This is a genomic window from Streptomyces fodineus, from assembly GCF_001735805.1.
Classification (GTDB): domain Bacteria; phylum Actinomycetota; class Actinomycetes; order Streptomycetales; family Streptomycetaceae; genus Streptomyces; species Streptomyces fodineus.
This window is the reverse complement of sequence record NZ_CP017248.1, coordinates 7,716,201-7,732,664: the sequence shown is the minus strand read 5'-3', so window position 1 is coordinate 7,732,664 and position 16,464 is coordinate 7,716,201. Positions and strand designations below refer to the sequence as shown.

Below are 16,464 nucleotides of genomic sequence, written 5' to 3'. Positions count from 1 at the left end.
GCTCAGGTCACGTCGTCGTAGCCGTTGACCCGGTCGGTGCCGGTCTGCTCGGGCAGGGCCCGGGTGGCCGAAACGGACTCGATCTCGCCGATGTCCTCGGGGGTGAGGTCCAGCTCGGAGGCCTCGTCGTCGGCGGGGCCCTCGCCCTCGCGGCGCGCCCGGCGCCGGTCATTGATCAGCGAGAAGGCCACGGCGATGAAGAACAGCGCCCAGATCGGCGCCGCCAGCGCCAGCATCGTCCCGGGGTCGGGGCTGGGCGTGGCCACGGCCGCGAAGGCGGCGATGCCGACGATCATGCCGCGCCACCAGCCGAGCATGCGCCGGCCGGACAGGACGCCGGTGAGGTTCAGCATGACCAGCAGCAACGGCATCTCGAAGGCGAGGCCGAAGACGACGATCATGCGGGTGACCAGGTCGAGCAGCTCATCCAGCGGCAGCAGGTTCTCCGCGCCGCTGGGCGTGAGGTCGATCAGCACCTTCGCCGTCATCGGCAGCACGTTGTAGGCGAGGTAGCCACCGCCGAGGAAGAGCGGGAAGCCGAATCCGACGAACGCGTAGGCGTACTTCTTCTCGTGCCGGTGCAGACCGGGTGCGACGAACGCCCACAGCTGGTAGAGCCAGACCGGAGCCGCCAGCACGACGCCGGACATCAGCGCGACCTTCAGGGCCAGGGTGAAGGGCGCCAGCAGGCCACTGACCGTGAGGTGCGCGCAGTGCGCGTTCTTGCTCTTGGCCAGCTCCCCGAACGACTGCCCGCAACCGACCGTGTCGAGCACCGGCTGGGTGATGAAGTTGATGATGTCCTTGTAGAAGAAGGCCGCCACCACCGCGACAACGACGATCGCGAGCAGTCCCTTCGCGAGCCGGTTGCGCAGCTCACGCAGGTGATCCGCGAGCGGCATCCGCCCCTCGGGATCTCTCTCCTTCTTGCGGGCAGGCTTGGGCAACCCACATCCTCATCTCGTGCAACGGACCGGATGGCCCGGTCCTCGCGTCAGCGCTGGGTCGTCGTGTCCGTCGGCTCGTTGACCGGCCGGGAGCTGGTCACGTCACCGGGCGACGCCTGGATCGTGCGCTGCGCCGGGGCCTGCTCCTCTGCAGGCTGGGCGGAGGTGGTCGACTGCTTGCCGTCGTCCTTCATCGCCTTGGCCTCGCTCTTCAGGATGCGCGCGGACTTGCCCAGCGAACGCGCCATGTCCGGGAGCTTCTTGGAGCCGAAAACGAGGACGATCACCAGAACCAGGAGCACCAGGTGCCACGGCTCAAGTGCGTTGCGGAACATAAAGTCTTCACCTTCTCACTGAGGCGGGGCGGCGGGGCATGTCCGACCGGTCGGACAAGGGTCTGACCATCGTGCTGGTAGCGATCGTAACGCTCGGGGGTGAACGCAGAACAATCCCCGTGCGTACTCCCGCTCCCTCTGCGGACCGCGCCTCGTTTTCCGGGCCGCGACCAGCAGCGTACCTGGCCGGACCGGCAAGGTGACAGGGCGAAGTGACCCAAAGCGCATGACGTAAGGCAATCACAGGGCATCCACGGCGCCGGCCGCGCTGACGGCCGCCCGCTCCAGGTCCTCGGCGGCCCTGTTGATACGGCGCGCGGAGTCCGCGACCTGCTGCCCGAGGCGCCGCGCCTCCAGGAAGACCCGGACGGCAAGCACCCCCAGCACCGCGAGACCCAGGAAACCCAGCGCTACCGCGAACATCGGCCAGAACATGACGTCGAGACTAGACCGTCCAGCAGCCCGGACCGCAGCCGCCTACACCGTGGAGTGCAGCCGCAGGGTTCTGACCCCGCCGCCGGTGAGCAGCTCGATGATGCGCTCCCCGGCGGGCTTGCGGACGGCGGCACCGCAGTCGGGGCAGGTGAAGGAGTAGAACGTCGTCCGGCTGGTGGCGCCGATGGCGAGGCGCAGCGCGCTCGCGGCGAGCTCGAAGCGGCCCCGGCAGTCCGGGCAGCCCGCCTTGAACACCACGGGGACCACTCTCCTCATCCCCGCGAAGGCGGCCGCCACCGTCATCTCACCCGCACGCTCACTCACAGGCCTCGCTCCTTCTTCTGATCGTTCGCCGAGCGCGCCGCTTCAGGTGCCATGGTCTGCCGTCTCGCGTCTGCGGCGCCGCCGCGGCTCGTCGCTCCCCCGAGTTCTCGGCTTCGCCCGACCCCGGGGGCCCCAGCGCGGCGGAGCCGCACAGGGAGCACAGCCCCGCGCCCCTTCCGGCGCTTCACCGCCCGGAGCTGGCCGGCCGCGCCTTGTCGTACGCCGCCAATGCCTCGGCTGCGGCCCTTCGGGCGCTGTCGGCCAGCTCCGGTGGGGAGACGATCCGGCCGTCGGCGCCCAGCCGCAGCGCCAGCCGGCGCAGGGAGGCCGGATCGGGGGTGCGCAGAGTGATACGCAGCCCGCCGTCGGGAAGCTCATCGGCGCTGTCGTGCGGGTAGTACTCGGCGACCCAGCGGCCGCCCGGGCCGACCTCGACCACGACCTCCGGGTCCTCGGCGGCCGGCTGCACCAGCGCCTCGGAGAGGTCGCGCAGCTCTATCTCGGGCGGTGCCGACGGCTCGTCCAGGATTCTGATCTCGGCGACCCGGTCGAGCCGGAAGGTACGCCGGGCCTCGGAGCGGCGGCACCAGGCCTCGACATAGGTGTGGCCGACGCTGACCAGGCGGATGGGGTCGATCTCACGCTCGGTGACCTCGTCGCGGGCCGGGGAGTAGTAGCGGATCCACAGCCGGCGGCGCTCGGAGATCGCCCGGTCGACGTCGGCGAAGACCCCGCCCTCGGACTCGAAGGTCACCGACAGCCGGGCGCTGGCGCCGGCGGCCTCACCGGCGGCGGCCTCCACCTTCGCCGTCGCCCGCAGCAGGGCCTGCCGGTCGCCCTCGCGCAGGCCCGGCAGGGTCGAGACCGCACGGGCGGCCACCAGCAGCGCGGTGGCCTCGTCGGCGGCGAGCCGCAGCGGCTCGGCGGCCTCCTCGCCGAGCGCCGCCGGGTTGTGCCACCAGATGCGCTCGCCGTCGGTGTCGATGTCCAGCAGATCGCCGCCCCGGAAGCTGGTGCCGCACATGGGCAGCAGATCGAGGTCGGCGACCAGCTCGTCCTCGGTGATGCCGAAGGCCCGGGCGACATCCGCGATCCGCGCGCCGGGGCGCTCCCGCAGATACGTCACCAGCGAGAGCATCCGCCGGGTCTGGTCGATGGCGTTCACCGCCCTGACCGGTTTGCCTGCCACAGTCCTGCCCCCTCAGCCCTTGGCCACGGCACGCAGCCGGTCCACCACGTCCGCGCGCAGCTCGGCCGGCTCCAGGACCACCACGTCCGGCCCGAACTCCACCAGCCAGGCGTCCAGGCCGTGCCCGTACGGAATCTCCAACTCGTCCCAGCCGTCGCCGAGTTCCCGCACCTCGGTGGCCTTCGCCCGAAGGGGGTAACCGGCACCGGAACGCAGCCGGATCAGCGCCGTACCGTCGGCGATCTCGCCCGCCCAGCCGGCCACCGTCTCGCGCACGGTGACGACATCGGGCACGGCGGCGGTGAACCCGGTACCGCGCGAGCGGACCCGGCCGGTGATCCGGGAGAGCCGGAAGACGCGCTCGGCGCCCCGGTCCCGGTCGAAGCCGGCCAGGTACCAGTGGCCGCGCCAGCACTCGAGGGCCCACGGCTCCACATGCCGGGGCTCGGGGCGGGCGGCGGAGGCCTTGCGGTAGTCGAAGACGACCGGGCGGCGGTCCCGGCAGGCCAGCATCAGCGGCTCGAAGGCGGCCTCGTGCACCGGGATACGCGGCTCGAGGGCGCCGTGCGCCTCGTACGGGTCGACGTCCTCGGGGAGCCCCGCGGCGCGCAGCTTCTGCAGGGCACCACTGGCCGCACCGGCGAGACGGGCCTGCTGCCACACCTTCGCGGCGAGACCGAGGGCCGCGGCCTCCTCGGCGTCCAGGGTGATCGGCGGCAAGCGATTGCTGTCCCGGCGGGCCAGATAGCCGACCTCGCCGTCCAGGTTCTCGACCGTCTCGATGACCAGGCCCAGCTCGCGCAGGTCGTCCTTGTCCCGCTCGAACATCCTGTTGAAGGAGTCGTCGCTGCCCGCTTCGAGGTAGGCCTCGATGGACTCACGCAGCTCGCGCTTGCTGAGTGGCCGCCGTGTGCCGAGCAGACACAGCGCGAGGTTCATCAGCCGCTCGGCCTTGGCAATGGCCATCGACGCCCTTCGCCTTCCCTATGGTGCTTCCGACCGATGACCGTACCGCTCCGGGGTGGGGTGGCAAAAGCCGAGGGCCCACGCCCGAGCAGGCATGGGCCCCAGGTGATCGGATCCGGTCCGATACGGCCGGTCGATCAGGTGCCGATCATGTGTGGATCCGACGGGTATCAGACACCCAGCAGGTCCACCACGAAGATCAGGGTCTCGCCCGGCTTGATCGCCGGGGTCGGGCTCTGGTCGCCGTAGGCGAGGTGGGGGGGAATGGTCAGCTGGCGGCGGCCGCCGACCTTCATGCCCTGCACACCCCGGTCCCAGCCCGCGATGACCCGGCGCTCACCCAGCGGGAAGCGGAACGGAGTGCCACGGTTCCAGCTGGCGTCGAACTCCTCGCCGGTGCTGAAGGCGACACCCACGTAGTGCACGGTGACGTTCTGGCCCGCCTGCGCGACCGGACCGTCGCCCTCCCAGATGTCCTTGATCTCGAGGTCCGCCGGGGGCTCGCCGCCCGGGAAGTCGATCTCGGGCTTCTCGATGCTCACGTCAAAAGCTCCTGCTTGTGTACGACACGAAACGCCGACAGTCTTTCATCTCCGCAGCTCTGCCGCCCGCCAGGACACCATGCACTACATGGCCGCCAGGATGTCCACCGTGAACACGAGCGTCGCACCCTTCTTGATGACACCACCGCTCGGCGGGGTGTCGCCGTAGCCCAGCTCCGGCGGTACGACGATCAGCACCCGGCTGCCCACCTTCTTGCCGGTCAGGCCCTCAGCCAGACCCTTGACCGCCTGCTGCATCTGCTGCAGCGCGAACTGGCTGAGCCGGCCCGAGCCGTACGTGCGCTGGAACGTCTGCCCGCCGTCCCAGACCAGCCCCTGGAACTGGCACAGCACCGTCTGGTCCGCCTTCAGCTCGGGGCCGTCACCCTCCAGGACATACGTCGACACGAGCTTCTTCGGCGGAGCCGACTTGGGCACCGTGACCTTCGGGACACTGCCGTCGGTGTTGGTGGCCACCTTGGGCAGCGCCGCGTCGCTCTGCGGGACCTCCTTGCCCTTGGCCGAGCTCTTGGAGTTGAAGGAGTCGATCACGTCGATGACGAACACCAGCGTGTCCGTGCCCTTGATACCCGCCTGCGGCTCACCCGCCTTGCCGTAACCCCACTGCGGCGGCACCGCGATCTCGATACGGCTGCCGACCTTCCGGCCCGCCAGCGCATACCGCCAGCCGTCGATGACGCTGCCCGCGGCGAGCTGCAGCACCAGCGGACTCTTCCTGTCGTAGGAGTTGTCGAAGACCTTGCCCGTGTCCCAGATCTGACCCAGATAGTTCGCCTGGACGAAGTCGTTCTCCGCGACCGTGCGGCCACTGCCCGCGATCAGCGTCTTCACCGCCAGGTTCTTCGACGGCTCACCCGGCCCCTTGGCCACCTTCGGCTTCTCACCGAACTTCGTGCCCGCCGTGATCGCCGGCAGCGGGCCCTCCACGATCTTCGGCGGCGAAGCCGAGGACACCGACGGCGACGGCGAGGCGCTGACCTTGCCGGAGGAGGACTTGCCGTCACCACACGCGGCGAGCGTGACCAGACCTGCGGGAACAGCGGCGAAGAGAAGTGAACGTCGGCGCACGGAAGAGCCTCGTAATCGGTCGATCCTGTGGATGGCGTGCGCGCAACTCTACGGTGTGAGAAGGGCGCCGTACCGAAAACGTACGACGCCCGTGTGGCGTTCCGGCAATGCGCACCCGAAACGCTTGACCCACCTGCTTTTCGCTACCTTCCGGTGCTTTTCGCTACATTCCGGCGATCAGCTTCTCCACCCGGTCGTCCACCGAACGGAACGGGTCCTTGCACAACACAGTGCGCTGCGCCTGGTCGTTGAGCTTCAGATGCACCCAGTCGACCGTGAAGTCCCTGCGCTGTTCCTGTGCCCGCCGGATGAAGTCACCGCGCAGCCGCGCCCGAGTGGTCTGCGGCGGGACCGACTTGCCCTCGAAGATCTTCAAGTCGTTGCAGACCCGGGCCGCCTGACCCTTCTTCTCCAGCAGGTAGTACAGGCCACGACGACGGTGGATGTCGTGGTAGGCGAGATCTATCTGAGCGACCCGCGGATGCGACATCGTCATGTTGTTCTTGGCCCGGTACCGCTCGATGAGCTTGTACTTCATCACCCAGTCGATCTCGGTGCCGATCCGGTCCAGCTCCTCGGACTCGATCGCGTCCAGCGTACGGCCCCACAGCTCCAGGACCTGCGCGACCGTACCCGTGCGGATCCCCCGGCGGTCGCAGAAATCCACGGCCTTGTCGAAGTACTCCCGCTGCACCTCCAGCGCCGACGCCTCCCGGCCACTGGCCAGACGCACCTTGCGGCGGCCCGTGATGTCATGACTGACCTCACGGATCGCCCGGATCGGGTTCTCCAGCGTCAGATCACGCATCACCGTGCCCGCCTCGATCATGCGCAGCACCAGATCCGTGGCGCCCACCTTCAGCAGCATCGTGGTCTCGGACATGTTCGAGTCACCCACGATGACATGCAGCCGGCGGTAACGCTCCGCGTCCGCGTGCGGCTCGTCACGGGTGTTGATGATGGGCCTCGAACGGGTCGTCGCCGACGACACACCCTCCCAGATGTGCTCCGCCCGCTGACTCACGCAGTACACCGCACCGCGCGGGGTCTGCAGCACCTTCCCCGCGCCGCACAGCAGCTGCCGGGTCACCAGGAACGGGATGAGGATGTCCGCGAGCCGGGAGAACTCCCCGTGCCGCGCCACCAGATAGTTCTCGTGGCAGCCGTAGGAGTTGCCCGCCGAGTCGGTGTTGTTCTTGAACAGGTAGACGTCGCCCGCGATTCCCTCCTCGTGCAGGCGTCGCTCCGCGTCCACCAGGAGTCCTTCGAGAATGCGCTCGCCGGCCTTGTCGTGGGTGACCAGTTCGATCACGTTGTCACATTCGGGTGTCGCGTATTCCGGATGTGAGCCCACGTCGAGATAGAGCCGGGCGCCGTTTCGCAGAAAGACATTGCTGCTGCGGCCCCATGACACGACACGGCGGAAGAGGTACCGCGCCACCTCGTCAGGAGACAGGCGCCGCTGTCCCCTGAACGTGCACGTGACGCCGTACTCGTTCTCCAGCCCGAAAATGCGGCGGTCCATGACTGAACATTACGCCCGATCCCCTGAGCTGAAACGGGGTTCGACAGCACGATTTGGATCAGTTTCCGATGAAGACGCAACGACCCCGCCCCGCGCGGGAGCTGCGAGGACCCGCCCCGTGGCGAGCAACACCAGCAACGACACGGCCCCCGCCGCACCCGGCACCGCGAAACCCCACACCGTGCCACCGGCCTGCACCACGGGCCCCGCCACGCCCGTCCCCACCGACGCACCCACGGTGAACGTCGTCACAAGCCAGGAGAACGCCTCGGTCACGGTCCCGCTCGGCGCATGCCGGTCCACGATGATGAACGCACAGGCGATACAAGGCGCCAGGAACACCCCGGACAGCACGGACAGCAGCACCATCGCCACCGCCCCCGGCGTCAGCATCAACGGCAGATAACACACCGCCAGAAGCGCCACCAGCACCCGCAGTCGCCGCTCGGGCGAACCACCCCACCGGCGGGCCCCGTACACCGTGCCACCCACCAGCGCACCCAGACCCAGCCCCGCCATCATCCAGCCGTACACCGCGTCACCACCGTGACCGTCCGCGTACGACACCGACGCCACCGTGATGGAACCCAGCGCAAGCCCGACGAACAGGAAAGCGGCCAGCAGCGCCAGCAGACCCGGCGAGCGCAGAGCACCGAGCCAGTGCGCCTCACGCGGAGCCGACCGCCACGCGCGCGAGGGCGGCGACACGACCACCGACAGCGCGCCCAGCACACCCAGCAGGTTCAGCACCAGCACAGCCGCACGCTCGTCCCACAGGGACACGCACAGCGTCACCAACAGCGGCCCGACCGTGAACATGATCTCCTGCGCGATCGCGTCCATCGCATAGGCGGTGTGCACCTGCTCCTCACGGCCCAGCACCGACGGCCACAAGGCACGCAGACCACCCTCCAGCGGCGGCGCGAACAGACCGGCCGCCGCGACGGCACCGTAGGCCGGCGGGAGCGGATCGGTGCCGCAGAAGGCGAACACGGTCATGGAGAGCGCCGCCAGGACGGCCGCGGGCAGCTGGACGCGCGGCTGGCCGTACAGGTCCACGAGCCGGCCCAGCACCGGCTGGCCCACGGCGTTGGCGACGCCGTACACGGCCGCGAGAGCACCCGCCAGGCTGTACGTACCGCCCTCGGCGCGCACGAACAGCACCAGGGCGATGGCCGCCGTCGCATTCGGCAGCCGCCCCACCAGAGTGCCGGTGAGCAGCCGCAGCGCATGCCTCGCCCGGAGTATCTCCAGATAACCCGTGGCCATGTGCTGCCCTCCAGCGGCTCGACCGGACCGCCGCGACGACCCGACGTTTTACGTATAACGTCCTCGCCCATACGTACCATGTGCGCTGTTCACACGTCCAGACGAAGGAGCAGCGCCCACCGTGGCACGCAGCAGCACGCGCCCGACCAGCCGGGACGTCGCCCAGGCCGCCGGAGTCTCCCAGGCCGCCGTCTCCCTCGTCCTCGGCGACAAATGGCGCGGCCGAGTCTCCGAAGCCACCGCCGAACGCGTCCGGGACGCCGCACGCGAACTCGGCTACCGCCCCAACCTCGCCGCCCGCAACCTGCGCCTCGGCCGCACCCGCACCGTCCTGCTGGTCGTACCCGCACTGACCACCGAATTCTTCGCCGGCGTCTACACCGGCGCCGCACGCGTCGCCGCCGCACACGGCTTCGGCGTCGTCCTCTACCCCTCCCCCGAAGGCATCGGCCCCGCCCGCGACCCCTTCGCCTCCGCCCAGGCCGCCCTGGACGGAGTGATCGCCTCCTCCATGGCCGCCGACGCCCTCACCGCCATCCGGGGAGACCAGCTCCCGCTCGTCATGCTCGACAGCGACCCCGAAGGCAGCCTCGGCGCCGCCACCGTCAACCTCGACATCACCGACGGCGTCCGCCAGGTCATCGACCACCTCCTGGACCTCGGCCACCGCCACGTACTGCACCTCGCCGCCGACGTCCCCTCCTGGACCTTCGAAGTCCGCGCACGAGAGCTCGCCGCACGCCTCGCGGCCGTACCCGGAACACAGCTGCGCACGGCCCGGGCACCCATCTCCATCGAAGGCGCACTGACCGCCACCGAAACCGCACTCACCACACCCGGACCCCGCCCCACCGCCGTGGTCTGCGACGACGACAAACTCGCCGCCGGCGCCTACAAAGCCCTGCGCCGCCTCGGCCTGCGCATCCCCGACGACATCTCCGTCACCGGCCTCGACGACCTCGCCCTCGCCACCGCCATCGACCCCGAACTGACAACCGTCCGACTCGACGCCGAACTGTTCGGCGAACGCGGCATGCAAGCCCTCCTGGCCGTCCTGGAGGGCCGGGAACCGCAAGGCGGGGACATCCCCGTACAACTGGTGATCCGGGGCTCCACGGCCCCGCCACGGGCCGCCTAGCCACCCCAGGTCCGCCTTCTACACCCGCACCAGTCATGCTTCGTGATCGGGGTCGAGCACCACCCTGAACCTGTTGCCTTCCGGATCCGTCATCAGGGCTTCCACGGGATCATGGAGTTCCACCAGAGAGGCGCCCTTGGCGATCAGTGTCTGAACCTGCTCGGCGACCGTTCCGCCAACGACGGTGACGACCGGCAGCACAGCCGGCGATTCCGCTTCGCCGATGCTGTACGCACCATGACCGGGGATGCTGCCCCAGAACCTGATCATTTTCGCCGGGTCCACGGCTTCAAAATGAATGTGCATGCCGGTGTCTCACTTTCATCTGTGCGGCCGAAACCGAGGACGACGAAGCCCCCGCCGGCCCGGAGGCCGACGGGGGCTGACTGCGCCGTTCAGTGATCACAACAGGCGAGCGGGGTGACGGCGTCACTCGTCCTCGGAGTCATCCTCCTCGGCACTCTCCGCCTCCGTGACCGCGCCCTCCGCCGCCAGCAGACGAGACAGCTGACGACCGACAATGCGCTTGAACTTACGCTTCTGCGGACGCGTACGATCCAGCACCGCAACCTCAAGACGCTCCGCGGGGATCTCCCGCTCGCTGCCATTGGTGTCCCGCGACAGAGCCTGCACCGCCAGCTTGAGCGCCTCCGCCAGACTCATGCCGTCGCGGTGACGCTGATCCAGGAAACTGCTGATCTGCTCGGCATTGCCACCCACCGCGACCGAACCGTGCTCATCCACGATCGAACCGTCATGCGGCAGCCGATAGATCTGGTCACCCTCCGGGGTCTCCCCCACCTCGGCCACGACCAGCTCCACCTCGTACGGCTTCTCGGCGGCGGACGAGAAGATCGTGCCAAGGGTCTGGGCGTAGACGTTGGCGAGACCACGAGCGGTCACATCATCACGGTCATAGGTGTAACCACGCAGGTCGGCATAGCGGACACCACCGATGCGCAGGTTCTCGTACTCGTTGTACTTACCGGCCGCCGCGAAACCGATCCGGTCATAGATCTCGCTGAACTTGTGCAGCGCACGGGACGGGTTCTCACCGACGAACACGATGCCGTCGGCGAACTGCATGACCACCAGACTGCGGCCACGGGCGATGCCCTTCCGGGCATACTCCGCCCGGTCGGCCATGGCCTGCTGGGGTGAGACATAGAACGGCGTCGACACCGGTTATCCGTCCCTTTCTGTCATGATCACTGGATCACCTTCATAAGAACCGGGGCCCGCGCGCTCAGAGCAGCGCGGCCTTCGGACCGTCCGGCTCCTCCAGACGCTTCTGAAGCACCGCACGGGCCAAACCGGAGGACTCCTCCTCCGTCAGCCGGCGGAAACCGTCCTCGGTGATCACCGTGATGATCGGGTAGATCCGGCGGGCGACATCGGGACCACCGGTCGCCGAGTCGTCGTCAGCCGCGTCATAGAGGGCCTGCACCACCAGCGTGGTCGCCTGCTCCTCGGTCAGGTCGTTACGGAACAACTTCTTCATCGCACCACGCGCGAAGATCGAACCCGAGCCCGTCGCCGCGAAATTGTGCTCCTCGCTGCGGCCACCCGTCACGTCGTAGGAGAAGATGCGCCCCCTCTCCCGATCCACGTCATACCCCGCGAAGAGCGGTACGACGGCCAGCCCCTGCATCGCCATCCCCAGATTCGACCGGATCATGGTCGACAACCGGTTCGCCTTGCCCTCCAACGACAGCTGCGCACCCTCGACCTTCTCGAAGTGCTCCAGCTCCAGCTGGAAGAGCTTCACCATCTCCACGGCGAGACCGGCGGTGCCGGCGATACCGACAGCGGAGTACTCGTCCGCCGGGAACACCTTCTCGATGTCCCGCTGAGCGATGATGTTGCCCATGGTGGCCCGACGGTCACCGGCCAGCACGACGCCCCCCGGGAAGGTCACGGCGACGATGGTGGTGCCGTGCGGCGCCTCGATCACGCCCTGGGTGGGCGGCAGCTGCCGGTTGCCGGGCAGCATCTCGGGCTGGTGCTCGGACAGGAAGTCCATGAAGGAGGAGGACCCTGGCGTCAGGAAGGCAGCTGGTAGACGCCCGGTGCCACGAGAGTTGGCTTCCACAAGTTTCCTTCCAGATAGGCGGCGGCTCGGCGAGCGGCGCCTGGGTTGTCGCGCAACTTACCGATGGCCGAATTGCAGTTGAAGCACAGTACGCCACGGACCCTACCCGTCTTGTGGCAGTGATCCACATGCACGGGCGGGGCAGCCAGACAGATCGCGCAGAGGTCCCGCTGAGAGGCGATCATCGCGTCACGCTCGGCTTCGGTTAGGCCGTAGTTTCGCTTCAGGTGATCAGCGCGCCCACGAACGGCCCGGCAAGCCTTGCATCTCGTCGACAGCCCATCGGAAGCGGTCGCGTTACGGTGCCATTCACTATGGGGCTTGATCTCGCCGCAGGACCGGCAGAGCTTGTGCCCATCGGGCCCCTCCACCTTCTCGCGAACCGTCTTGCCCCGTGCTTCCTGTCGTCGCCGGTAGTACCCGGCAGCGCATTCGCGACAATTGGTCTGCAAGCCGTCAGGCCGAGACTTGTTGTCCGCGAATGCGCCGACCGGAAGTACCTTCTGGCACGTTGAGCACTTCTTCGATCCCCCGCCGTTCATGGATGTGACTACTGTCCACCCTTTTGAACGAACGAGCGCACGAAGTCCTCTGCGTTCTCCTCCAAGACGTCATCGATTTCGTCCAGCACGGAGTCCACGTCATCGCTCAGCTTCTCGTGCCGCTCCTTGAGGTCCTCCGAAGCCTGCGCCTCCTGCGCCTGCTCCTCGACCTCTTCGGTTGCGCGCGTGGCCTTCTGCTGGCCGCCGCCGGTGTCCTTGGTTGCCATAACCCTCACCCCGCTCAGTTCGCCTGCCGATCGGTGATGATCAGACCCTACAAGCCAGGTCCGACATCGGCCCCGCAGTTTCTCCAACGTACGGGGGCCACCCCGATGATTCCCGGGCGATCAGGGTTTCCACCCTGCACGCCCGGGGCGCACCGAGTACCCCCCTGGCTCGCTCAGCCGCCTGACAGGACCCTGACCAGGTCTTCTGCGGTGCGGCAGCGGTCCAGTAGTTCCTTGACGTGATTTCGCGTTCCGCGTAGTGGTTCCAGGGTTGGAACGCGCTGCAGCGAGTCCCGGCCGGGGAGGTCGAAGATCACCGAGTCCCAGCTCGCCGCCGCGACGTCGTCGGCGTACTGCTCCAGGCAGCGGCCGCGGAAGTAGGCCCGTGTGTCCTCCGGTGGCTTCCTCATGGCCTGCTCGACGTCCGTCTCGGCCAGGAGTCGTTTCATGCGGCCGCGGGCGGCGAGGCGGTTGTAGAGGCCTTTCTCGGCGCGTACGTCGGCGTACTGGAGGTCGACGAGGTGGAGGCGGGCGGCGTCCCAGTCGAGGCTGTCGCGGCGGCGGTAGCCCTCCATCAGTTCTCGCTTGGCGACCCAGTCCAGTTCGCCGGCCAGGCTCATGGGGTCGTTCTCGAGCCGCGTGAGGGTGTCTTCCCAGCGGGTGAGGACGTCCTTGGTCTGGTCGTCGGTGTCCGCGCCGTAGCGCTCTTCCACGTATTTGCGGGAGAGCTCGTAGTACTCCATCTGGAGTTGGACGGCGGTCAGGGTGCGTCCGCTGCGGAGCGTGACCAGGCGTTTCAGCGAGGGGTCGTGGGAGACCTGGTGCAGGGTGCGTACCGGCTGGTCGACGGCGAGGTCCACCGCGATGAAGCCGTCTTCGATCATGGACAGGACGAGGGAGGTCGTGCCCAGTTTGAGGTAGGTGGAGATCTCGGAGAGGTTCGCGTCGCCGATGATCACGTGGAGGCGGCGGTATTTCTCCGCGTCGGCGTGCGGTTCGTCCCGGGTGTTGATGATGGGCCGCTTGAGGGTGGTCTCCAGGCCGACCTCGACTTCGAAGTAGTCGGCGCGCTGGCTGATCTGGAAGCCGTGTTCGTGGCCGTCCTGGCCGATGCCGACGCGGCCGGCGCCGGCGAAGACCTGGCGGGAGACGAAGAAGGGGGTGAGGTGGCGCACGATGTCCGAGAAGGGGGTTTCCCGCTTCATCAGGTAGTTCTCGTGTGTGCCGTAGCTGGCGCCCTTGTTGTCGGTGTTGTTCTTGTAGAGGTGGATGGGCTGGGCGCCGGGGAGCTGGGCGGCTCGTTCGGCGGCTTCGGCCATGATGCGTTCGCCGGCTTTGTCCCAGAGGACGGCGTCGCGGGGGTTGGTGACTTCGGGGGCGCTGTATTCGGGGTGGGCGTGGTCGACGTAGAGTCGCGCACCGTTGGTGAGGATGACGTTGGCGAGGCCGATGTCCTCGTCGGTGAGCTGGCTGGCGTCGGCGGCCTCCCGGGCGAGGTCGAAGCCTCGCGCGTCCCGTAGCGGGTTCTCTTCCTCGAAGTCCCAGCGGGCCCGGCGGGCCCGGTGCATCGCCGCCGCGTAGGCGTTGACGATCTGGGATGAGGTGAGCATGGCATTGGCGTTGGGGTGGCCGGGGACGGAGATCCCGTACTCCGTCTCGATGCCCATTACTCGCCGTACGGTCATGCGGCCCTCCTTGCCCGGCGGCGCCCTCGGTCGTGGGCGCCGCTCACGTACCGCTGGCGCTCCGGTGCGTGTGCGGTGCCCGTCCCCGCACTGCGCGACTCGGCGGTAGGAACGAGCCTAGAACGCCTTTGCACTGGTGGGGAGATCATTTGCGTCATTGCCTGCTCCGGTCGTGGCCTGAAAAACAGATGGCTGCGGGTACCCGGTAGGGCACCCGCAGCCGCCCTGCTGTTACAGGTACTGACCGGTGTTTGCCACCGTGTCGATGGAGCGTCCGGTGTCCGCGCCCTGCTTTCCGGTGATGAGGGTACGGATGTAGACGATCCGTTCGCCCTTCTTTCCGGAGATCCGGGCCCAGTCGTCGGGGTTGGTGGTGTTGGGGAGGTCTTCGTTCTCCTTGAACTCGTCCACGCAGGCCTGGAGGAGGTGGGAGACGCGGAGGCCCTTCTGGCTCTTTTCGAGGAAGTCCTTGATCGCCATTTTCTTGGCGCGTCCGACGATGTTTTCGATCATGGCGCCGGAGTTGAAGTCCTTGAAGTAGAGGACTTCCTTGTCGCCGTTGGCGTAGGTGACTTCCAGGAAGCGGTTTTCCTCGGATTCGGCGTACATCTGCTCGACCGCCGTCTGGATCATGCTCTGGACGGTGGTGGCCTTGTCGCCGCCGTGCTCGCTGAGGTCGTCGGCGTGCAGGGGGAGGCGTTCGGTGAGGTACTTGCCGAAGATGTCCTTGGCGGCTTCGGCGTCGGGACGCTCGATCTTGATCTTCACGTCGAGTCGGCCGGGGCGGAGGATGGCGGGGTCGATCATGTCCTCGCGGTTGGAGGCGCCGATGACGACCACGTTCTCCAGGCCTTCCACGCCGTCGATCTCGGCGAGCAGCTGGGGGACGATGGTGTTTTCCACGTCGGAGCTGACGCCGGAGCCGCGGGTGCGGAAGAGGGATTCCATCTCGTCGAAGAAGACGATGACGGGGGTGCCCTCGCTGGCCTTCTCACGGGCCCGCTGGAAGACGAGGCGGATTTGCCGCTCGGTCTCGCCGACGTACTTGTTGAGGAGCTCGGGGCCCTTGATGTTGAGGAAGAAGCTCTTGCCGGCGGCTTGGCCGGTGACCTCGGCGACCTTCTTGGCGAGTGAGTTCGCGACGGCCTTGGCGATGAGTGTCTTGCCGCAGCCGGGGGGGCCGTAGAGCAGGACGCCCTTGGGCGGGCGCAGCTCGTGCTCCTTGAAGAGGTCGGGGTAGAGGTAGGGCAGCTCGACGGCGTCGCGGATGGCTTCGATCTGGTTGCCGAGGCCGCCGATGGCTTCGTAGCCGATGTCCGGGACCTCTTCGAGGACCAGCTCTTCGACCTCGCTCTTGGGTACGACCTCGTAGACGTAGCCGGAGCGGGGTTCGAGCAGGAGGGCGTCGCCGGCGCGGATGGTGACGTCGAGCAGGGGTTCGGCGAGCCGTACCACCCGTTCTTCGTCGGTGTGTCCCAGTACGAGGGCGCGCTCGCCGTCCTCGAGGATTTCCTTGAGGGTGACGATGTCGCCGACGCGCTCGTACTCCATGGCTTCGACCACGTTGAGCGCTTCGTTGAGCATGACTTCCTGGCCGCGCCTGAGGTCGTCGAGGTCGACGCTTGGGCTGACGTTCACCCGGAGTTTGCGGCCGCCGGTGAAGATGTCGGCGGTGCCGTCTTCGTTGGCTTGCAGGAAGACTCCGAAGCCGGCCGGTGGCTGGGCGAGCCGGTCGACCTCTTCCTTGAGGGCCACGATCTGGTCGCGGGCCTCGCGGAGGGTGTTGGCCAGCCGTTCGTTCTGGGCGGACACGCCGGCCAGGTTCGTCTGCAGCTCGACGATCCGCTCTTCGAGAATCCTCGTGTGTCGCGGAGAGTCGGCGAGCTTGCGTCGCAGGACGGCGATCTCCTGCTCAAGGTAGGCGATCTGCCCGGCCGGGTCGTCGGACCCTCGTCCCGGGCGGATGCCGCGGTTCATGTCGTCGTCGTGGGCTGCCACGGTCCTCACCTCCTCCAAGGGGAGCTGGACGCTTCCAGACCCTACCTGGGTGGGTGTCGATTGAAACCCCTAGATCACAAAGACTGTCAAGGTGTGTCGTCGGTCACCCGGTGCGCTCTCCCTCGCACGGAGGGGATACCCACTCAACGTGATGGGGAAGC

General features: G+C 67.9%; 18 protein-coding genes. 1 reads left to right on the top strand and 17 read right to left on the bottom strand.

Features of this window, described 5'->3' with window-relative positions; genetic code table 11:
* Window positions 1-2: 2 nt before the first annotated feature.
* The 10 genes from tatC to BFF78_RS33325 all read right to left on the bottom strand — a co-directional run bounded on the left by tatC (window position 3) and on the right by BFF78_RS33325 (window position 8,621).
* Window positions 3-947, bottom strand: a complete 945-nt coding sequence (gene tatC, locus BFF78_RS33370; RefSeq protein WP_193433588.1) for a twin-arginine translocase subunit TatC — start codon at window positions 945-947, stop codon at window positions 3-5.
* A 47-nt stretch (window positions 948-994) separates the two neighbouring features.
* On the bottom strand, window positions 995-1,282 hold the full coding sequence (gene tatA, locus BFF78_RS33365) for a Sec-independent protein translocase subunit TatA (protein ID WP_069781847.1): 288 nt from the start codon (window positions 1,280-1,282) through the stop codon (window positions 995-997).
* Between the two features lie 240 nt (window positions 1,283-1,522).
* The gene (locus BFF78_RS33360) at window positions 1,523-1,717 is read right to left on the bottom strand and encodes a hypothetical protein (RefSeq protein ID WP_069781846.1); all 195 of its coding nucleotides are present in this window, start codon (window positions 1,715-1,717) and stop codon (window positions 1,523-1,525) included.
* 42 nt (window positions 1,718-1,759) lie between these two features.
* Window positions 1,760-2,020, bottom strand: coding sequence for a hypothetical protein (locus BFF78_RS33355; RefSeq protein WP_099054982.1), 261 nt, complete (start codon window positions 2,018-2,020; stop codon window positions 1,760-1,762).
* 205 nt (window positions 2,021-2,225) lie between these two features.
* Window positions 2,226-3,230: a helix-turn-helix transcriptional regulator gene (locus BFF78_RS33350; protein WP_069781844.1), complete on the bottom strand. Its 1,005-nt coding sequence runs from the start codon at window positions 3,228-3,230 to the stop codon at window positions 2,226-2,228.
* 12 nt (window positions 3,231-3,242) lie between these two features.
* Window positions 3,243-4,196 (bottom strand): helix-turn-helix transcriptional regulator, encoded by a 954-nt coding sequence (locus BFF78_RS33345; RefSeq protein WP_069781843.1) that lies wholly within the window; start codon window positions 4,194-4,196, stop codon window positions 3,243-3,245.
* 170 nt (window positions 4,197-4,366) lie between these two features.
* Window positions 4,367-4,738, bottom strand: coding sequence for an FKBP-type peptidyl-prolyl cis-trans isomerase (locus BFF78_RS33340; RefSeq protein ID WP_069781842.1), 372 nt, complete (start codon window positions 4,736-4,738; stop codon window positions 4,367-4,369).
* 84 nt (window positions 4,739-4,822) lie between these two features.
* The gene (locus tag BFF78_RS33335) at window positions 4,823-5,827 is read right to left on the bottom strand and encodes an FKBP-type peptidyl-prolyl cis-trans isomerase (protein ID WP_069781841.1); all 1,005 of its coding nucleotides are present in this window, start codon (window positions 5,825-5,827) and stop codon (window positions 4,823-4,825) included.
* A gap of 163 nt (window positions 5,828-5,990) precedes the next feature.
* Window positions 5,991-7,352, bottom strand: a complete 1,362-nt coding sequence (gene pafA / locus BFF78_RS33330; protein ID WP_069781840.1) for a Pup--protein ligase — start codon at window positions 7,350-7,352, stop codon at window positions 5,991-5,993.
* 9 nt (window positions 7,353-7,361) lie between these two features.
* A complete protein-coding gene (locus BFF78_RS33325) occupies window positions 7,362-8,621 on the bottom strand; it encodes an MFS transporter (RefSeq protein WP_069781839.1) in 1,260 nt (419 codons plus the stop codon).
* 121 nt (window positions 8,622-8,742) lie between these two features.
* On the opposite strand from BFF78_RS33325, the gene BFF78_RS33320 reads away from it, so the two are divergent.
* Window positions 8,743-9,759, top strand: a complete 1,017-nt coding sequence (locus BFF78_RS33320; RefSeq protein ID WP_069781838.1) for a LacI family DNA-binding transcriptional regulator — start codon at window positions 8,743-8,745, stop codon at window positions 9,757-9,759.
* 33 nt (window positions 9,760-9,792) lie between these two features.
* Here BFF78_RS33320 and BFF78_RS33315 read toward each other — a convergent pair whose 3' ends face one another.
* From BFF78_RS33315 to arc, 7 genes are all read right to left on the bottom strand, one after another.
* Window positions 9,793-10,065 carry a VOC family protein gene (locus BFF78_RS33315; RefSeq protein WP_159033091.1) on the bottom strand — a complete coding sequence of 91 codons (273 nt, stop codon included), beginning with the start codon at window positions 10,063-10,065 and terminating at the stop codon, window positions 9,793-9,795.
* 123 nt (window positions 10,066-10,188) lie between these two features.
* Window positions 10,189-10,941, bottom strand: a complete 753-nt coding sequence (gene prcA / locus BFF78_RS33310) for a proteasome subunit alpha (protein WP_069781836.1) — start codon at window positions 10,939-10,941, stop codon at window positions 10,189-10,191.
* Window positions 10,942-11,005: 64 nt separating this feature from the next.
* Window positions 11,006-11,851: a proteasome subunit beta gene (prcB, locus tag BFF78_RS33305; RefSeq protein ID WP_069781835.1), complete on the bottom strand. Its 846-nt coding sequence runs from the start codon at window positions 11,849-11,851 to the stop codon at window positions 11,006-11,008.
* A complete protein-coding gene (locus BFF78_RS43890; protein WP_079161581.1) occupies window positions 11,803-12,393 on the bottom strand; it encodes an endonuclease VII domain-containing protein in 591 nt (196 codons plus the stop codon). The genes prcB and BFF78_RS43890 overlap by 49 nt, the downstream gene beginning before the upstream one ends.
* 8 nt (window positions 12,394-12,401) lie before the next feature.
* Window positions 12,402-12,620, bottom strand: a complete 219-nt coding sequence (locus BFF78_RS33300) for a ubiquitin-like protein Pup (protein ID WP_069781834.1) — start codon at window positions 12,618-12,620, stop codon at window positions 12,402-12,404.
* 173 nt (window positions 12,621-12,793) lie between these two features.
* Window positions 12,794-14,305: a depupylase/deamidase Dop gene (gene dop, locus BFF78_RS33295; RefSeq protein WP_418346714.1), complete on the bottom strand. Its 1,512-nt coding sequence runs from the start codon at window positions 14,303-14,305 to the stop codon at window positions 12,794-12,796.
* Between the two features lie 231 nt (window positions 14,306-14,536).
* The gene (gene arc / locus BFF78_RS33290; RefSeq protein WP_069783961.1) at window positions 14,537-16,303 is read right to left on the bottom strand and encodes a proteasome ATPase; all 1,767 of its coding nucleotides are present in this window, start codon (window positions 16,301-16,303) and stop codon (window positions 14,537-14,539) included.
* Between the last annotated feature and the right edge of the window lie 161 nt (window positions 16,304-16,464).

What these genes read in the sequence shown, in the direction of transcription:
- tatA (WP_069781847.1), bottom strand. Translation starts at nt 1,282, where the DNA reads ATGTTCCGCAACGCACTTGAGCCGTGGCACCTGGTGCTCCTGGTTCTG.
- BFF78_RS33360 (WP_069781846.1), bottom strand. Translation starts at nt 1,717, where the DNA reads ATGTTCTGGCCGATGTTCGCGGTAGCGCTGGGTTTCCTGGGTCTCGCG.
- BFF78_RS33355 (WP_099054982.1), bottom strand. Translation starts at nt 2,020, where the DNA reads ATGACGGTGGCGGCCGCCTTCGCGGGGATGAGGAGAGTGGTCCCCGTG.
- BFF78_RS33345 (WP_069781843.1), bottom strand. Translation starts at nt 4,196, where the DNA reads ATGGCCATTGCCAAGGCCGAGCGGCTGATGAACCTCGCGCTGTGTCTG.
- pafA (WP_069781840.1), bottom strand. Translation starts at nt 7,352, where the DNA reads ATGGACCGCCGCATTTTCGGGCTGGAGAACGAGTACGGCGTCACGTGC.
- BFF78_RS33325 (WP_069781839.1), bottom strand. Translation starts at nt 8,621, where the DNA reads ATGGCCACGGGTTATCTGGAGATACTCCGGGCGAGGCATGCGCTGCGG.
- BFF78_RS33315 (WP_159033091.1), bottom strand. Translation starts at nt 10,065, where the DNA reads ATGCACATTCATTTTGAAGCCGTGGACCCGGCGAAAATGATCAGGTTC.
- BFF78_RS43890 (WP_079161581.1), bottom strand. Translation starts at nt 12,393, where the DNA reads ATGAACGGCGGGGGATCGAAGAAGTGCTCAACGTGCCAGAAGGTACTT.
- BFF78_RS33300 (WP_069781834.1), bottom strand. Translation starts at nt 12,620, where the DNA reads ATGGCAACCAAGGACACCGGCGGCGGCCAGCAGAAGGCCACGCGCGCA.
- dop (WP_418346714.1), bottom strand. Translation starts at nt 14,305, where the DNA reads ATGACCGTACGGCGAGTAATGGGCATCGAGACGGAGTACGGGATCTCC.